Origin of the sequence: Lentzea sp. NPDC004782, assembly GCF_040609115.1 — a bacterium.
Taxonomy (GTDB): Bacteria; Actinomycetota; Actinomycetes; order Mycobacteriales; family Pseudonocardiaceae; genus Lentzea.
On the sequence record NZ_JBEXJN010000016.1, the window covers coordinates 1 to 15,719 of the forward strand.

18 protein-coding genes are annotated in these 15,719 nt (G+C 68.0%); 7 read left to right on the top strand and 11 right to left on the bottom strand.

From position 1 onward, the window contains the following. Positions 1-145: 145 nt before the first annotated feature. From ABZV40_RS16890 to ABZV40_RS16900, 3 genes are all read left to right on the top strand, one after another. The gene (locus tag ABZV40_RS16890; protein WP_355441561.1) at positions 146-1,081 is read left to right on the top strand and encodes an asparaginase; all 936 of its coding nucleotides are present in this window, start codon (positions 146-148) and stop codon (positions 1,079-1,081) included. Between the two features lie 61 nt (positions 1,082-1,142). Beyond that, a complete protein-coding gene (locus tag ABZV40_RS16895; protein ID WP_355441564.1) occupies positions 1,143-1,988 on the top strand; it encodes a helix-turn-helix transcriptional regulator in 846 nt (281 codons plus the stop codon). Beyond that, positions 1,963-2,136: a DUF397 domain-containing protein gene (locus tag ABZV40_RS16900; protein WP_355441567.1), complete on the top strand. Its 174-nt coding sequence runs from the start codon at positions 1,963-1,965 to the stop codon at positions 2,134-2,136. Before ABZV40_RS16895 ends, ABZV40_RS16900 begins: the two co-directional genes overlap by 26 nt. On the opposite strand, the gene ABZV40_RS16905 is transcribed toward ABZV40_RS16900, so the two are convergent. The 10 genes from ABZV40_RS16905 to ABZV40_RS16950 form a co-directional block, all read right to left on the bottom strand. Next, positions 2,137-3,255, bottom strand: a complete 1,119-nt coding sequence (locus ABZV40_RS16905; RefSeq protein ID WP_355441570.1) for a DUF6461 domain-containing protein — start codon at positions 3,253-3,255, stop codon at positions 2,137-2,139. Between the two features lie 63 nt (positions 3,256-3,318). After that, the gene (locus tag ABZV40_RS16910) at positions 3,319-3,864 is read right to left on the bottom strand and encodes a radical SAM protein (protein WP_355441573.1); all 546 of its coding nucleotides are present in this window, start codon (positions 3,862-3,864) and stop codon (positions 3,319-3,321) included. A 79-nt stretch (positions 3,865-3,943) separates the two neighbouring features. Then, positions 3,944-4,588: a response regulator transcription factor gene (locus ABZV40_RS16915; RefSeq protein ID WP_355441576.1), complete on the bottom strand. Its 645-nt coding sequence runs from the start codon at positions 4,586-4,588 to the stop codon at positions 3,944-3,946. Next, positions 4,585-6,384, bottom strand: coding sequence for an ATP-binding protein (locus tag ABZV40_RS16920; protein WP_355441579.1), 1,800 nt, complete (start codon positions 6,382-6,384; stop codon positions 4,585-4,587). Before ABZV40_RS16920 ends, ABZV40_RS16915 begins: the two co-directional genes overlap by 4 nt. A 53-nt stretch (positions 6,385-6,437) precedes the next feature. Next, positions 6,438-6,704 carry a hypothetical protein gene (locus tag ABZV40_RS16925; RefSeq protein ID WP_355441581.1) on the bottom strand — a complete coding sequence of 89 codons (267 nt, stop codon included), beginning with the start codon at positions 6,702-6,704 and terminating at the stop codon, positions 6,438-6,440. Positions 6,705-6,767: 63 nt separating this feature from the next. Continuing rightward, positions 6,768-7,757 (bottom strand): zinc-dependent alcohol dehydrogenase family protein, encoded by a 990-nt coding sequence (locus ABZV40_RS16930; RefSeq protein ID WP_355441583.1) that lies wholly within the window; start codon positions 7,755-7,757, stop codon positions 6,768-6,770. Further along, positions 7,754-8,554, bottom strand: coding sequence for a carbohydrate ABC transporter permease (locus ABZV40_RS16935; RefSeq protein ID WP_355441585.1), 801 nt, complete (start codon positions 8,552-8,554; stop codon positions 7,754-7,756). Before ABZV40_RS16935 ends, ABZV40_RS16930 begins: the two co-directional genes overlap by 4 nt. Next, positions 8,551-9,483: a sugar ABC transporter permease gene (locus ABZV40_RS16940; protein WP_355441588.1), complete on the bottom strand. Its 933-nt coding sequence runs from the start codon at positions 9,481-9,483 to the stop codon at positions 8,551-8,553. Before ABZV40_RS16940 ends, ABZV40_RS16935 begins: the two co-directional genes overlap by 4 nt. A 1-nt stretch (position 9,484) precedes the next feature. Next, entirely contained in the window at positions 9,485-10,822 is a 1,338-nt protein-coding gene (locus ABZV40_RS16945; protein ID WP_355441591.1) for a sugar ABC transporter substrate-binding protein, read from the bottom strand. Positions 10,823-10,888: 66 nt separating this feature from the next. Next, positions 10,889-11,650: a DeoR/GlpR family DNA-binding transcription regulator gene (locus ABZV40_RS16950; RefSeq protein WP_355441594.1), complete on the bottom strand. Its 762-nt coding sequence runs from the start codon at positions 11,648-11,650 to the stop codon at positions 10,889-10,891. A 276-nt stretch (positions 11,651-11,926) separates the two neighbouring features. Here ABZV40_RS16950 and ABZV40_RS16955 point away from each other — a divergent pair, with 276 nt between their 5' ends. The 4 genes from ABZV40_RS16955 to ABZV40_RS16970 are packed head-to-tail and all read left to right on the top strand — an operon-like array spanning position 11,927 to position 14,096. After that, positions 11,927-12,391 (top strand): DUF6346 domain-containing protein, encoded by a 465-nt coding sequence (locus ABZV40_RS16955; protein ID WP_355441597.1) that lies wholly within the window; start codon positions 11,927-11,929, stop codon positions 12,389-12,391. Further along, positions 12,392-12,853, top strand: coding sequence for a YbaB/EbfC family nucleoid-associated protein (locus ABZV40_RS16960; RefSeq protein ID WP_355441599.1), 462 nt, complete (start codon positions 12,392-12,394; stop codon positions 12,851-12,853). Positions 12,854-12,855: 2 nt separating this feature from the next. Continuing rightward, positions 12,856-13,194, top strand: coding sequence for a type VII secretion target (locus ABZV40_RS16965; protein WP_355441602.1), 339 nt, complete (start codon positions 12,856-12,858; stop codon positions 13,192-13,194). Continuing rightward, complete coding sequence (locus ABZV40_RS16970) at positions 13,191-14,096, top strand: hypothetical protein (protein WP_355441605.1); 906 nt, start codon at positions 13,191-13,193, stop codon at positions 14,094-14,096. Before ABZV40_RS16965 ends, ABZV40_RS16970 begins: the two co-directional genes overlap by 4 nt. Positions 14,097-14,231: 135 nt before the next feature. On the opposite strand, the gene ABZV40_RS16975 is transcribed toward ABZV40_RS16970, so the two are convergent. Beyond that, positions 14,232-15,713, bottom strand: a complete 1,482-nt coding sequence (locus ABZV40_RS16975) for a glycoside hydrolase family 13 protein (protein ID WP_355441608.1) — start codon at positions 15,711-15,713, stop codon at positions 14,232-14,234. Between the last annotated feature and the right edge of the window lie 6 nt (positions 15,714-15,719).

Consider the following 15,719-nt stretch of genomic DNA (forward strand, 5'->3'; position numbering starts at 1 on the left):
CCTCGCCCCCCACTTCCCTGGCCCCGGTGGGGGCCTTCTCACCCCCCCTTGTTGGTCCCCGCTCGGCCCCACACCCCCCCGTGGGGTGGATGAAGGCGCCCTTCATCGACCTCGAACGCGGCAGCGTGACCCTAGAGTGAGTCGCATGAGCTCACAGGTGGCGGTGGCATCGCTCGGCGGCACGATCACGATGACGGGCTCCGGCGCGGTGTCACCGACACTCGGCGCGAAAGACCTGGTCGCGGGCCTGGAAGTCGGCGAGATCGCCACCCTGGCCACCATCCCGGGCGCCTCGCTGACGTTCACCACGCTGCTGGAAGCCTTCGACTGGGCCGACAAGCAGGTCTCCAGGGGCGCGCGAGGCGTCGTGATCATCCAGGGCACCGACACCCTCGAAGAGACCGCCTACTTCTTCGACTGCCTGTGGCCGCACGAGGAACCGGTCGTCGTCACCGGCGCGATGCGCCACCCCGGCCTGCCCGGCCCCGACGGTCCCGCGAACCTCGCCGCCGCCGTCGCCACCGCGAACGCGGGCAACTCGCGCGGCCGCGGCGCGCTGCTCGTGCTGAACGACGAGATCCACGCCGCCCGCTGGGTCCGCAAGTCCCACAGCAGCCTGCCGAACGCCTTCGCATCGTTTCCCGGACCGCTCGGGCTCGTCGTCGAAGGCGCCCCGCAGTACTTCCACCCCGCACACCAGCTCCCGGCCCTGTCGCGACCGCAGGAGGTGCCGGTTGTCCCGCTCATCGAGGCCACTTTGGACGATGACGGCGCGATCCTCGACTGGCTCAACGTCAAGGGCGCGGTGGTGGCCGCCACGGGCGTCGGGCACGTCTCGGCAGGCATGGCCGAGGCGATCTCGCGGGCCCAGTTCCCGATCGTGGTGGCGACGCGGACGGGCGCCGGTACGACGTTCCGCAACACCTACGGCTTCACCGGGTCCGAGTCGGATCTGATCGAGCGCGGTGCCGTGATGGCCGGCTGGCTATGTCCCCGTAAGGCACGCGTGCTGCTGCGGCTCGCTATCGGCGCGATGGCGCATATCGAGGACGTTTTCGCTGTTCGCGGCGGCATTTTCTAGCTCTTTTTCACCCGAATGAGCCCGTTCCATGGATTGAAACCAAGCCCTAACGTCGAGGGGCATGACCGCGATCATTTCCACGCCGTACAGCCGGGATCTCGGCGATGAGCTGCGCCGCCTGAGGGAGTCCTGCACCTCGTTCAACGGCCGCGCGATGGCCGTCCAGCTCGGCTGGGACCCGAGCAAGGTGTCCGACATCGAGCTCGGCAAGGTGCGGGCGAGCGAGATCGATCTGGTTCAGTACCTGGCGACCTGCGGCAAGAACATCGACTTCGTGAACGAGTTCCGCAGCCGCTACTACAACGCCTTCGACCTGTTCTTCGCTCAGGTGCCGGACAAGCTGCGCACGCTCACGATGACCGAGGCGATGGCGACAAAGATCGTCTCCTACGACATCATGACCGTGCACGGCCTCATGCAGACGGAGCGGTACGCCTACGAGCTGTTCGTCGACTCCCACATCGAAGCACCTGACGAGATCGAGAAGTTCGTACAGGCGCGCATGCAGCGGCAAACGATCATGAGGCGGCCCAACCGCCCGGAATGCCTGTTCTATCTGCACGAACTGGCTCTGCGGATGCCATTCGGTGACGCACAGCTCTGGGAGGACCAGTACCTGCGTCTCCTCTTCGACACCCACATCCTCCGGATCGTGCCCGCGAGCGTCAGCACTCTCCGGTCCGCCTGCACGCTCTACGAATTCGGCAAGGCGGCTCCGGTCGTGTACACCGAGACCGACACGGCCAACGTGTATGCGCAGGACAGCGTCGCCGTCGCGCGGACCAGGAGGCTCTTCCAGCGGCTGGAAGCCGTCGCCCTTGATGCGGAACAATCGAAGCGCAAGCTGGCGGAGTACGTCAGCGGACTTCGAGAGGACCCTCATGACCGCGGAACGGACCTGGCGTAAGAGCACCTACAGCAACGGCGACGGCGGTGGTAGCTGCGTCGAGGTCTCGCTCGCCCAGGACGCCCTGGTTCGCGACACGAAGAACGCGAGCGGTGACGTACTCGCGTTCTCCACGGCTGCCTGGCGCGCCCTGCTCAACTCGCTCTGATCAGCGTGCCTCCGACAGCAGGGTTGCGGCTTGCTCGCGCAGGTCGGACCAGTGCGCGCGATCGGCCTGACAGGCGTTGATCAGTGCCTGTGCGGCGGACGTGATCGCGTCCTTGGACAGACACGCGCGTACCGCTGCCAGTGCGTGAGCGCGGGCGACAAGCATTTGTTCAGCGGTGGTGTCCGCGTGTCGGCGAGCAACGTCGGCCTGGAGCCGCGTCACGCGGTCAGCTTGTGGGTCTGGCGGTGTGCACCGGTCCCAGCGCAGGTTCAAGGCTCGAAAGTGTGACTCGCGGAGGCGATCGGTGAGTTGTTCGCGCCGCTGCAGCAGGGCTGCGGCGGACAGCCCGTCTACGTCAGTTGACAGGTCGCGTGCGATGTCCGGATCGTCAATACCCGCGGCCGCACAGGCTCGGCTGGCTGCCATGGTGGCAATCTCGCGCAGGACCGACGTTTCAGCGCTGCGGAACAGATCAAAGACCTCCCGGGCGTTCACCACGAGCCAGCCTGCAGGATCGGGATCTTCGAACCTCGCCGGCTGTGTGATCACAGCGGTCTGGTGCGGGGCTGTTGCCCAGTTGGCGTCGAGCCGGACTCCAGTCACTCGCTCGACGAACGCGATTGCCGCGGCGCACATGAAGTCAGCGTCATCGAAGTCCAAGTCTTCCAGGTAAGTAGCGAGGTCTGCTGTCGGTTCGTCACCTCCGACGAAGTCCATTTCGCCGAGAATCTGACCGTCTCGTGCGAGGGCGATCGTGTTGTTGAAGTTGACGTTCCAGTAGACCGTTGCGGCCACGGTGCCGCTGGAAAGCCTGGCGAGGACCTCGGGCAGTGATCCGTGGAAGCCGTTGTGCTCGGCCAGGAACACCCACCCGTCGCGCTCGCCGGCGACGACGAGAAACAGTTCGTCGGGAAAGGCGTTGACGGAGGCCTGCCCGGCATCGGCGAGCGTGGTCGTCCGCGTCTGTGGTGAGGCGTCGAAGCGAGCCAGTGCTTCGTCGATGGTCAGGCCGCGAACCGCAGTGAGGCACAGTGCCTCTGACGGCAACGCTTCGCTGCTGAGCAGCTCAGCGTAGTGCTCGACGGCATCGGCACGAACGACCGGAACGGGCAGTCGCATGTCCTGGATCTTTCCACGACGGTGACGTGCTCGCGTTCTCCACGGCTGCCTGGCGCGGCCTGCTCAACTCGCTCTGACCACCGAGGTGTTCACGGTCTCCACCGTCACCCGCACGGTCTGAGGCGCGAGCGACTGCAGGTACTGCGCGTGGTCCGGCCCGATCGTCTCGCTGAACGCGATGAAGCCCAGGCGGGGCAGGTCGAACGCGGTGGTGGCGCAGAAGTCCTCAAGCCGGTCGAAGCCGCGCCGGATGCCGGTGGCGTCCAGCCCGAACGTCGCGTGCCGGTCCAGCTTGGCGGCGCCGATGTCGAGCAGGTGCAACGCGTGCAGGGCGTGGGTGAACGCCATCGCGCACACCTCGATGCGCGCGCACGACACCAACAGCGTGCGGACCATCGACGGGTGCAGTGACTTGCCCGAGGTGCGCAGCACGACGTCGACCCCGGCGCCGCGGAACAGCTCGACGATCTCGAACAGGCCCGGCACGCCGAGGGGTTCCCCTCCACCCAGCGTCACGGTCTCCGGTCGCATCGAGATGAGCGCACGAGCGATGTGCAGCATTCGTTCGTGGCTGAGTCGCGCGTGTGCGATGTCCCAGGTGATGTCCATGCGGTTCTGGCCCCCTTCGGCGGATGTCGCCGATCCAATCCAGGGACCAGTCCCGCTGTCAGGTGACCGTTGTCCCGACTTACGAGGGACTTCCGAGTCCCGCCTCGCGGGCGCGCACGATGGCCTGGGCGCGGTCGGCGACCTGCAGCTTGGTGAAGATCGCGGACACCCGGTTGCGCACGGTCTTGCCGGACAGCGACAGCTTGTGGGCGATCGACGGGTTGTCCAGCCCGGAGGCCATCAGCTCCAGCACGTCCCGTTCGCGGTCGGTGAGCTGCGGGAACAGCACCGCCTTGGACGACGAGATCGCGGTGAAGTAGCCCATCATCCGTTGCGCGATGGTGGCGCTGAAGATCGCCTCGCCCGCGCCGATGGCCTGCACAGCGCGCACGATCTCGTCGTCGTCGGTCGTCTTGACCAGATAGCCGCGCGCGCCGACTTTCATCGCCGCGAACACCAGCTCGTCGTCCTCGTGCATCGTCAGCACGAGGACGCCCAACGACGGCAACGTCTCCAGGATCCGCTTGGCCGCCTCGACGCCCCCGAGGCCCGGCATGTGCAGGTCCATCACGACGACGTCCGGCTCCAGGTCGAGCACCACGGACACCGCCGTCAGCCCGTCCGCCGCCTCGCCGACCACGGAAAGCCCGTCCTCGCCGTCCAGCAACGCCTTCAGGCCGCGCCGGAACACCGGGTGGTCGTCCGCGATCACAACCCGCGTCATTGGGCCTCCAACGGGATCCGCGCCACCACCCGAGTGCCGTGTGGGTCCGCGGGTCCCACTGTGCACGATCCACCCAGTTCGGCACAGCGTTCGCGCATGGAACCGAGCCCGACGCCCGGTCGCGCGTCGGCGGCGACCCCGCTTCCGTCGTCGACGACCTCCACCACGAGGTCGCCGTCTGTCCGCACGGAGATCACGCACGTCGAGGCGCCGGAGTGGCGCGCGGTGTTGGTCAACGCCTCCGCGACGATCCGGTAGGCCGCGACCTCCACGGCCGCCGACAGCCCGTCGATCTCCTCCGCCTCGACGCGCACCGTCAGCTCGCCGTTGAACCGCGCGGCCTCGTCGCGCACCGCCAGCGCCAGCCCCTGGTCGAGGATCGGTGGCCGCAGCCCGTCCACGAGCCTCCGCACCTCACCGGCGGTCGAGTCGACGTCAGCCAGGACCGGGTCCAGTGCGTCGCCCACGGACCGGCGCAAAGCCTTGAGCTGCAAGCGAATCCCGACCAGCGCCGGTCCGACGCCGTCGTGCAGGTCGCGCCGCAGCCGCAGCCGTTCCTCTTCTCGCGCCCGCACCAACCGTTCACGCGCGAGCTGCAGATCGGCGGTCAGCTTGATCGACTGCGCGGCCGGGGCGGTGGACCGGGCGAGGTCGACGAGCAGCGAGAGCTCGCGGTCGCTCAACCGCTCGTCCGGCGCTCGCGGTTCGACGACGAGGTCACCGACCTGCGTTCCTCGATACGTCATGGGAAAGCGCAGCTGCGGCCACCCGCGGCTGCGTCCGTGTTCGGCCAGCACCGAACCGCCGCGAATCGCCACGTACGGCAGCTTCAACGACTCGGCCACCGTGGCGGCCACGGTCGGCAGCACGTCCTGCGACCGTTCGAGCTTCTCGCTCAATGTCGACAAAGCGACATAGGGGTCGGAGCGCTGACCGAACAGCCACCGGTCGAGCCTGCGCTGCACCCAGCTGCGGATCGGCGCGAACACCAGCCCCGCCGCGACCACCCCGATGACCTCGGCGTCCTTCGCGAACAGCTCACCGGCCCCGACCATCACGCCGAGGTAGACCAGCAGCAGCACCACGGTCAACGAGCCGTAGAGCAACGACCGGTGGATCAGCAGGCTGATGTCGTAAAGCCCGTACCGCACGATCGCGATGACCGCAGCAGCAGGAAAGGCAAGCACACCAACGAGCCATGCGACGTGTCCGTCCGTGGTCTCGACAACGGTCGCCACGACCGCGAGCCCCAGAAACGCGACCGCCCACACGAGCACCCGTCGTTCGTCGCCTTCCGCCCGCCGCCACCGCAGGACCAGCGACACCACGGCCGCGATCACCGCGACCCCGGTGGCGAGCACGGCGACCAGCGTGATCGTCTTGGCGGGGCCGCCCCCGCGCATCTGCCAGAAGCCGTCGGGGTCACCCCACGACGCCCATGCGATCCCGACCGTGCCGGCGACCGCGCTGAACCCCGACACACCGATGGCGATCCACCACCGGTTCGACAACGGTTTGCCGTTGGGAAAAACCAGACCCACGGTCGGCAACAACGCGTAGGTGGGCCACCAGACCCATGCCTCGACCCACGTCGCCGGATGATCGTCCGGCCACCCGGCAACGGCGACGGCGACCGCGCCGAACGCGCCCATGACCAGCAACAACCACCCGACGGACGACCTGCGGACGTGGCCGATCACCCGCACCCCGAGCAGGGTGCAGGCGAACGCGACCAGCCAGTTCCGCGGGTGCGAAACCACGCCGGTGACCGCTGTGTGCACGACGGCGAAGAGCACACACGCGGCCACCAACGCGCCAATGACCCGAGCGAGGCCTACCTCGCCGCGGGTCAGTCGCTGAGCCAGTGCCACAGGTTGTGGAACGGAGAACCCTCGTCGAGGGTCGTGTCCCCTGACCAGCCCTGGAACGTCATGATCCGCTGGCGCAGCTCGTCCGCGGTCATCGGCGGGGCGGCCGGGTGGGTGTGGGTGAAATCGACGTCCCCAGGCGGCGGGTTGATCGCGCGCGCCTGAAGCTCCGCGTACCAGGCGAGGAGCTCTTCGTCGGACATGAGCGAGAAGTGCGGCGGTACTACTGTCTGCCCGGACTTCGACATGTCTGGAAGGAGTCGTGGGCACCCGCCTGGATACACGAGTGCCCACGATCGTTCCGGACTACCTCACGGCAGCACCTGGATCTTGCGTCCCCTGCCAGCCTTGAACTGGTCCAACGCCCCGGCGTAGTCGTCCAGTGGCACGCGGTCGCTGATGAAGACCTCCGGGTCGAGCACTCCGTTCGCGAAGAGGTCCGCCGCCCGTTCGAACGAGTGCAGCACCGCCATCGAGCCGGTGATGGTGATCTCCTGGTTGTAGATGCGGTACGGCTCGATGGTCACGCGCGCCGAGTAGTCGGAGACGCCGAACTGCAGGAACGTGCCGCCCTTCGCGACCCGGCCGAGCCCGTCCTGGATCGCCTTCTCGTTGCCGGTGGCGTCGATGACGACGTCCCAGCCCTCCGGCCGGTCGAGCTCGTCGGCCGACCCCGCGACGGCCGTGACGCCGAGCTTGACCGCCGTCTCCAGCCGGTTCGGGTTCAGGTCGACGACCTCGATCGACGACGCCCCGGTCAGCTTGCCGAGCTGCAACATCATCAGGCCCATGGTGCCCGAGCCGTAGATCAGCACCCGCGAGGCCATGGCCGCACGCAGCACGTCGTACCCGCGCACCGCGCACGACAGCGGTTCGATCAGCGCCGCGTCCTCGGTCCGCACGTGGTCGGGCAGCTTCACGCAGTTCGCCACCGGGGCCACCGCGAACTCCGCCGCGCCACCGGCCGTGGTGACGCCGATGGCCGCCCAGCGCTCGCACAGGTTGCTCTTGCCGGAACGGCACATCCGGCACTCGTGGCAGTACAGCGACGGGTCGACGGCCACGCGGTCGCCGACCCTCACCTCGTTCACCTGCGACCCGATCTCCACGACCGTGCCCGCGAACTCGTGGCCCGGCACGACCGGCAACGTCGGCGCGAACTCGCCCTGCAGGATGTGCAGGTCCGTGCCGCAGATCCCGCAGGCCGCCACGTCGACGACCACCTCGCGCGGACCGCAGACCGGATCGTCCACAGTGGTCACTTCGACGGACCCGACGCCGGTGATGACCGCTGCTTTCACTTGACCGCTCCCAACGACAGGCCCTGGACCAGCTTGTCCTGGGCGGCGAACCCGGCGACGAGCACCGGCAGAGAAACCACGACCGCTGCCGCGCACACCTTGGCCAGGAACAGGCCCTGGGAGGTGACGAACCCGGTCAGGTACACCGGCGCGGTACCGGCGACGACACCGGTCAGCACCCGTGCGAAGAGCAGCTCGTTCCAGCTGAAGATGAAGCAGATCAACGCCGTCGCGGCGATGCCGGGCATCGCGATCGGTGCCACCACCCGGCGCAGGATCGTGACGAGTCCGGCGCCGTCGATCGACGCCGCTTCGAGGATCTCGCGCGGCACCTCGGACAGGAACGAGCGCATGAGCCACACCGCGATCGGCAGGTTCATCGAGCAGTACAGCAAGGTCAGGAACGAGATGTTGTCGAGCATCCCGGAGAACTGCGCGATCAGGTAGATCGGCAGCAGCGCCGCCACGACCGGCATCATCTTGGTGGACAGGAAGAAGAACAGCACGTCGGTCCACTTCTCGACCGGCTTGATCGACAACGCGTAGGCCGCGGGGATCGCCAGCAGCAGCACGATGACCGTGGACCCGATGGAAGCGCTGAACGAGTTGATCAGAGGTGGCCACGCGCCGCCGTCGAAGAACTCCGCGTACCCGTTGAGGGTCAGCGGTGCCGCGACGGACGGCGGGTTCGTGGCCGCGTCCGTCTCGCTGTGCAGCGAGGTCAGGAACATCCACGCCACCGGCGCGAAGAACACCAGTCCCGCGAACCAGGCGAGCACACCCCACGCGCGACTCATCGCGTCTCCTCCTTGAACAGCGAGGACACCACGCGCAGCGCGAACGTCGCGATGACGATCGACCCGGCGACCACGATCACACCGGCCGCGGACGCCTCGCCGTACTCGTGGGCCTGGTAGAAGGTCTGGTAGATCATGTACGGCAGGTTCGCCGTGCCCAGCCCGCCGGACGTGATCGTGAAGACCGCGTCGAAGTTCTGCACGATGTAGATCGAGCCGAGCAGTGCGCCGAGCTCCAGGTACTGCCGCAGGTGAGGGAACGTCAGGTACCGGAAGATCTGCAACGGCGACGCGCCGTCGATCCTGGCCGCCTCGACGGGTTCGATCGGCTTGGACTGCAGGCCCGCCAGCAGGATCAGCATCATGAACGGCGTCCACTGCCACACCAGCGACAGCACAACGGCGGTCATCGGCATCGAGCTGATCCAGTCCGGCTGCGCGGAGAGGCCGAGCCAGTTCAGGATGCCGTTGAACAGGCCGTACTCCGGGTTGTAGAGCACGTGCTTCCAGATCAGCGCCGCCGCGACCGGCACGACGAGGAACGGCGCGATCAGCATCGTCCGCACGAACCCGCGGCCGCGGAACTTCTTGTCCAGCAACAACGCCAGCCCGAGGCCGAGTACCAGGCTGATCAGCACCACCGACGCGGTGAGCACGATCGTGTTCACAATGGACGATCGCAGCTTCGGGTCGGTGAACACGTTGACGTAGTTGTCGAACCCCGCGAACCCGCGGTTGGTGGGATCGAGCGAGTTCCACTTCAGGAACGAGATGACCAGCGTCGCCACGAACGGCAGCTGCGTCACGATGACCAGGAAGATGAGCGCGGGCAGCAGCGGCGCCCGCGTCGCCCAGCGCTTCGGCGCCTTGCGGGGGACGGGAGGCGGCCGGTCCACGACCGACCGCTCCGCACGCGTCAGGACGGCCATCTCACTGCCCCTTGTACTTCGCGGCGACCTTCTCCGCGAGCCCCTGGCCGTTGTTCAGCGCGTCGTCCACCGAGATCGCGCCCGCGATCGCCGAGCTGATCTGCTGCGACACCTGCGTGCCGAGGTCGGTGAACTCGGGGATGCCGACGAACTGGATGCCCGGCGCCGGCCGCGGCTGCACACCGGGGTCGAGCGGCTTCGCGCCCTTGATCGCCGCTTCGGCCTGCGCGGAGAACGTGCCGGACGACTGCTTGTACTCGGCGCGCTGGTAGGTCGAGGAACGCTTGCCGTCCGGGACCTTCGACCAGCCGAGGTTCTTGCCGACGAGCTCCTCGTAACCCTTGCCGGACGCCCACGAGATGAACTTCCACGCGGCGTCCTGCTTCTTCGACGCCTTCTGGATGCCGAACGCCCAGGTGTAGAGCCATCCCGAGCTGCCGGTCTTCACGACCGGCGCCTGGGTGAAGCCGAGCTTGCCCTTGACCGGCGAGTCGTTGGCTTCGAGCAGACCGGCGGCGACCGTGGCGTCGTACCACATCGCGACCTTGCCCTGCGTCATGTTGTTGAGGCACTCGGCGAAACCGGCCTGCGGCGCGCCCGCCTCACCGTGGTTGCGGACGAGGTCGACGTAGAACTTGGTGGCTTCCTTGAACTCCGGCGCGGTGAGCTGCGCCTGCCAGTCCTTGGTGAACCAGGTGCCGCCGAAGGTGTTCACGACCGTCGTGAGCGGCGCCATGACCTGGCCCCAGCCGGGCTGGCCGCGCAGGCAGATGCCCCGGACCTCCGGCGTGGCGACCTTCGCGGCGGCGTCGGCGACCTGCTGCCACGTGGGCCTCTCCGGCAGCGTGACGCCCTTGGCCTCGAAGATGTCCTTGCGGTACATGAGGAATGACGACTCGCCGTAGAACGGCTGCGCGTACACCTTGCCGTCCGCGGCGGTCAGCGACTGCTTGATCGGCGGGAGGATGTCGGCCTGGTCGAACGCGCTGTCCTTGGCCACGAAGTCGTCCATCGGCGCCAGCCAGCCGTTCTTGGCGTACATCGGCGTCTCGTAGTTGGAGATCGTGGCGACGTCGTACTGCCCGGCCTGGCTGGAGAAGTCCTGGCTGATCTTGTCGCGGACGTCGTTCTCCGGCAGCACGGTGAAGTTCACCTTGATGCCGGTGTCCTTGGTGAAGTTGTCCGCGGTCAGCTTCTGCAGGTCGAGCATCTGCGGGTTGTTGACCATCAGCACGTTCACCGAGTCGGAGCCGCTGCCCCCGCCACCTCCAGCGCCCGCGCAGGCGGACGCTAGCAGCAACACGGCGGTGGCGGCCCCGAGTGTGCGGATCGACGACATCGTCGTTTCCTTTCCGGCGTTTTCCGGGCGCGCTGAAGACAGCTCAGGAGCCCGTGGAGGTGGGGATCAGGCTCTGATGACCTTCGGGCCGAGGAGGGTGTAGCGGTGGGCCTCGTGTGCGGAGAGGCCGGAGTCGGTGATGATCGCCTCCAGGTCGGAGACCTCGGCGAACCGGTGGAAGCTCGACACGCCGAACTTCGTGTGCACCCCGACGAAGACCTTTCGCCGGGACGAGCTGAGCGCCTTGGCCTTCACCGCGCCGACCGCCGGGTCGGGTGTGGTCAGGCCGTGCTCGCGGGAGATGCCGTTGGCGCCGATGTAGGCGAGGTCGATCACCATCTCGCCGAGCATCCTGGTGACCCAGTGGTCCACAGTGGCCAGTGTGTGGCCGCGTACCCTGCCACCCAGCAACAGGACCGTGCAGGACGGGAGCTCGGACATCGCCGCGGCGGTCGGCAGCGACGCGGTGATGATCGTGAGCGGGTTGGTCGTGGGCAACGCCTCCGCCACGAGCTGCGGTGTGTAGCCCTCGTCGATGAACACGGTCTCGGCGTCGTCGAGCCGTTCGGCGGCGGCCTTCGCGATGCGCCGCTTCTCCGGCACGTGCGACCCGGCGCGGAACCTCAGCCCGGTCTCGAAACCGGCGCTCTCCACCGGGATCCCGCCGCCGTGCGTGCGCCGCACCAGGCCGTGCTCGTCGAGCACGCGCAGGTCGCGCCGAACGGTCTCGGGCGCGACGTTCAGCTCCTGCGCCATCTCCACCACGTCGACGCGGCCCTCGGCGCGGGCCCTGGCCAGGATGCGCCGCTTGCGTTCCTCGGCTCGCATGTCACCTGCCCACTCGGCTATCTGTTTGCCCGTTCGGGCCGTGCATAGATGAAACACCCTTGTAACTCTGTGGTCGCCACCACAACTAATTGAGATACTGCCCGATTTCTGCCCGGTTTGCCCTGCGTGACGGGTCGTTCACGCAGGTCGAGCAGACTGGGCACGCCCGAACCGCCCCGCCGGTGTGCCCGGATGGCCTCCAGATGGCTGCTGAATTCGGTGGAACCGGGCGGCGCGCGGCACAGTCCAACGAGGACCGAGGAGGGGACGAGAGGCATGAGGTGGCTCGCGGGCCTGGTCGCTCCGGTGATCCTGGGATGCGGTGTGTTGCTGGGGCTGACCGGTTTCACGACGTTCGCGCCGGCGGCCAAGGCGGTCGCGGACCGCGGCGTGGCCGAGGTCGTCGGCTGCACGCGCAGCGGCCCGGTGAGCATCCACGGCTTCGGCACCTGGTGGACGTGCCAGGCCGATGTGGAGTGGGAGAGCGGGCGGCGGACGAGGGTGACGGCCGAAGCGGGCCAGCTCACCCCGTCCGACCGGGAAGTGCCGGTGGTGCAACGGGGTGAGACGAAGGTCCGCAACGGGTCGGGGAACCCGCCGGTCTACCGGGCGGACTTCGAACCGAGCGTCGTGCTCGGCATCGGCTCGTTGCTCGGCGGGATGGGGGTCGGCGGCATCGGGGCGCTGGCCGTGCTCGGGAGCGTCGTCTCCCGTCGCAGGAAAGCACAGGAGAGGGAGTAGATGAACCCGGCAGCAGCTGATCCCGACGCGTTGATGCGTCAGTGGAACGAGCAGATCCAGGCCAAGCTCCGGCAGGCCGACGAGATGAAGCAGGTCGCGAACGCCGTCCAGGTGACGCAGCGTTCCTCCGACGGCTCGGTGTCCGTCACCGTCGACCAGAACGGCATCGTCTCGGCACTGGACCTGACCGACGCGGCGTTGCGGAAACGACCCGAGCAGCTGTCGTCCGAAATCCTCGGTGCGATGCGCACGGCCCAGGCGCAGATCGCGTCTCGCATGCAGGAGGTCATGGCGCCGATCATCGGCGGTGACTCCGCGACCATGGACGCGTTGATGGGCGGCTACCAGGAGCGGTTCCCGGAGCCGCCGCCCGAGCAGCCCGCTGACCGGCGTCCTTCCGGTCCCTCCGATGACGACGACTTCGGCGGGCACAACTTCGCCCGTGACGACAAGGGCTGGTGATCATGACTTCGGCAGGGTTCAACGTCCACACGCAGGCGATGCGCGAGCACGCCAAGCGGCTGGACGGCATCGTGAAGCAGATCGAGACCGCGCAGCAGGCCATCGGGCAGGCGCAGATCAACGGCGCCAACGCGTACGGCATCCTCTGCACCCCGTTGCTGGAGCCGATCATGGGCACGGTCGAGGCGGCCGGTGTCGCCGCCATCGGCGCGTCGCACGCCGTCGTCGGCGCCACTGTGGACGGTGTCAACGGCATGGCCGACGTCTACGACGCCGCCGACAAGGCCGTCGAGGGCAACCTCAAGAAGATCATCGAGAAGCTGGGGGAGCTGACCTCGTGACCGCACCGAACCCGTTGGTGGCCAAGGCCCCCGACGCTCCCGGCCCGCTCGCCGGCATCAACCTGATCGAGCCCGCGTCGGACGCCGTGGCCGCAGTCCAGCGCGGTGACTGGGCGGAGGCGGGCATCAACGTCCTCGGCGCGGGCATCGACGCGCTGGGCTTCCTCACCGACCCGTTCGGCACGCTGCTGTCGTCGGCGTTCGCGTGGTTCATCGAGCACGTCGAGCCGTTGAAGTCGATGCTGGACTCGCTGGCCGGCAACCCCGGTGTGATCAACCAGAACGCCGCCACCTGGGGCAACGTCGCCGACCACCTGAAGAAGGCGGGCGAGGAGATGGCGCGCGTGGTCGACGCCGACACCTCGCAGTGGCGGGGCGCCGCGATCTCCGCCTACACGCCGGTGGCGAAGCTCGAAGCGCAGGGCGTGAAGGCCGCGGGCATCGCGGCGGAAGGCGTCGGCGCCGCACTGGTCGGTGCCGGTGTCGCCGTGGCCACGGTGCGCACGATCGTGCGCGACCTGATCTCGATGGCCATGTCCGAGCTGGTGCAGGCGTTGATCAGGTGGGCGGCCGCCGAGCTGCTGACCGTCGGTCTCGCGACGCCGGGCATCATCGCCGACGGCATCCGGCTGGTCATGAAGTGGGCCAAGAAGGTCTCGGACTGGCTGGACAAGATCATCAAGACGATCCGCGGCCTGTCCAAGGTCATCGACACGATCTTCAAGACCCTCGACAAGGTCAAGGACGTGCTGAAGGGCGTCATGCCGAAGGCGTCCGGCCCGTTCACCGAGATGTTCGAGAACATCGCGACCGGTGCCGTGAACACCACCGCGATCGGCGTGGTCAAGAACCTCCCCACCGAGTCCGCCAAGGTGGACGACTCCCCGTACGCGACCCGCTGAAAGTGATGAAGGGCTCCTTGCTCCACCTGGTGTGGATGAAGGGCGCCTTCATCCACGTCACCACGCGCCTGGCGAGGCCCGCCCGCACGGTGCGCGGCGAACTCGACCGGGATGAAGGAGCCCTTCATCGTTTGATCAGGAGAGCCAGGCGGCGGCGTCGTGCGGCAGGCGGCCGTTCTCCAGCGGGATGCTCGTCAACGTCGGCGTACCCGGCAGGTCGATCGGTGCGCCGGACAGGTTGACGACCGTGGTGTGGGTGTTCCGGCGGAACGCCAGCACGTTCTCGCCCAGGTCGAGCCACTCCAGGTCGCCGTCGATCACACGCCGTTGCGCGAACACCTGGCGGTACAGGCTGAGCATCGAGCCGGGGTCACCGGTCTGGGCCGCCACCGAGAAGTCCTGCCAGTTGGCCGGTTGCGGGAGCCAGCTGGGGCCGTCGTCGTCCACCCAGGGGAGCGGCACGCGGCAGCCGTCGCGGCCGCGGTCGGTGAAGCCCGAGCGGTGCCACACCGGGTCCTCGCGCAGCTCGTCCGGCAGGTCCTCGACCTCCCAGAGTCCCAGCTCCTCGCCCTGGTAGACGTACACGCCACCGGGCAGCGCGGCGGTGAGCATGATCGCCGCGCGGGCCCGGCGCGTGCCGAGCTCGAAGTCGGTCGGGGCGCCGTGCTGCCGATCCGCGAACGAGAAACCGGTCTTCTCGCGGCCGTAGCGCGTCACGTGCCTGGTGACATCGTGATTGGACAGCACCCAGGTCGGTGGTGCGCCAACGGGCTCGTGCGCGGCGAGAGTGTTGTCGACGACGGTTTTGAGCTCCTGCGCGTTCCAGGGACAGCACAGGAAGTCGAAGTTGAACGCTGAGTGCATCTCGTCGGGGCGCAGGTACCTGGCGAACCGGACCGGGTCGGGCAGCCACATCTCGCCGACCAGGATCCGGTCGCCGTCGTACTCGTCGACGATCTTGCGCCACTTCCGGTAGATCTCGTGGACACCGTCCTGGTCGGAGTAGGGCTGGTCGGCGTCGGGTTTCGAGAAGTCCTTGACCAGGCCGTCCGCCACGTCGATGCGGAAGCCGTCGACGCCGCGGTCGAGCCAGAACCGCAGGATGTCCTCGAACTCCTCCTCGACGGCCGGGTTCTCCCAGTTGAAGTCCGGCTGCTCGGCGGCGTAGAGGTGCAGGTACCAGCGGCCGTCCGGCAGCCTGCTCCACGCGGGGCCGCCGAACCGCGACTTCCAGTCGTTGGGGAGCTCTTCGGTGTCGCGGATGTGGAAGCGGTCCCACAAGCCGTTCTTGAACCACGGGTGCTGGTCGCTGCAGTGGTTGGGGACGAGGTCGATGATGACCCGGATGCCGAGCCCGTGCGCGTCCGCGATGAGCTTCTCGGCGTCCGCGAGGGATCCGAACACGGGCTCGATGTCGCGGTAGTCCGCCACGTCGTAGCCGCCGTCGGCGAGCGGGCTCGGGTACCACGGGTTGAGCCAGATGGCGTCGAAACCGAGGCTCGCGATGTGCTGGAGCCTGGCGCGGAGACCGGCCAGGTCACCGATGCCGTCGCCGTTGCCGTCCGCGAAGCTGCGCAGGTAGACCTGGTAGATGGATGCGTTGCGCCACCAACTCATCGGGTG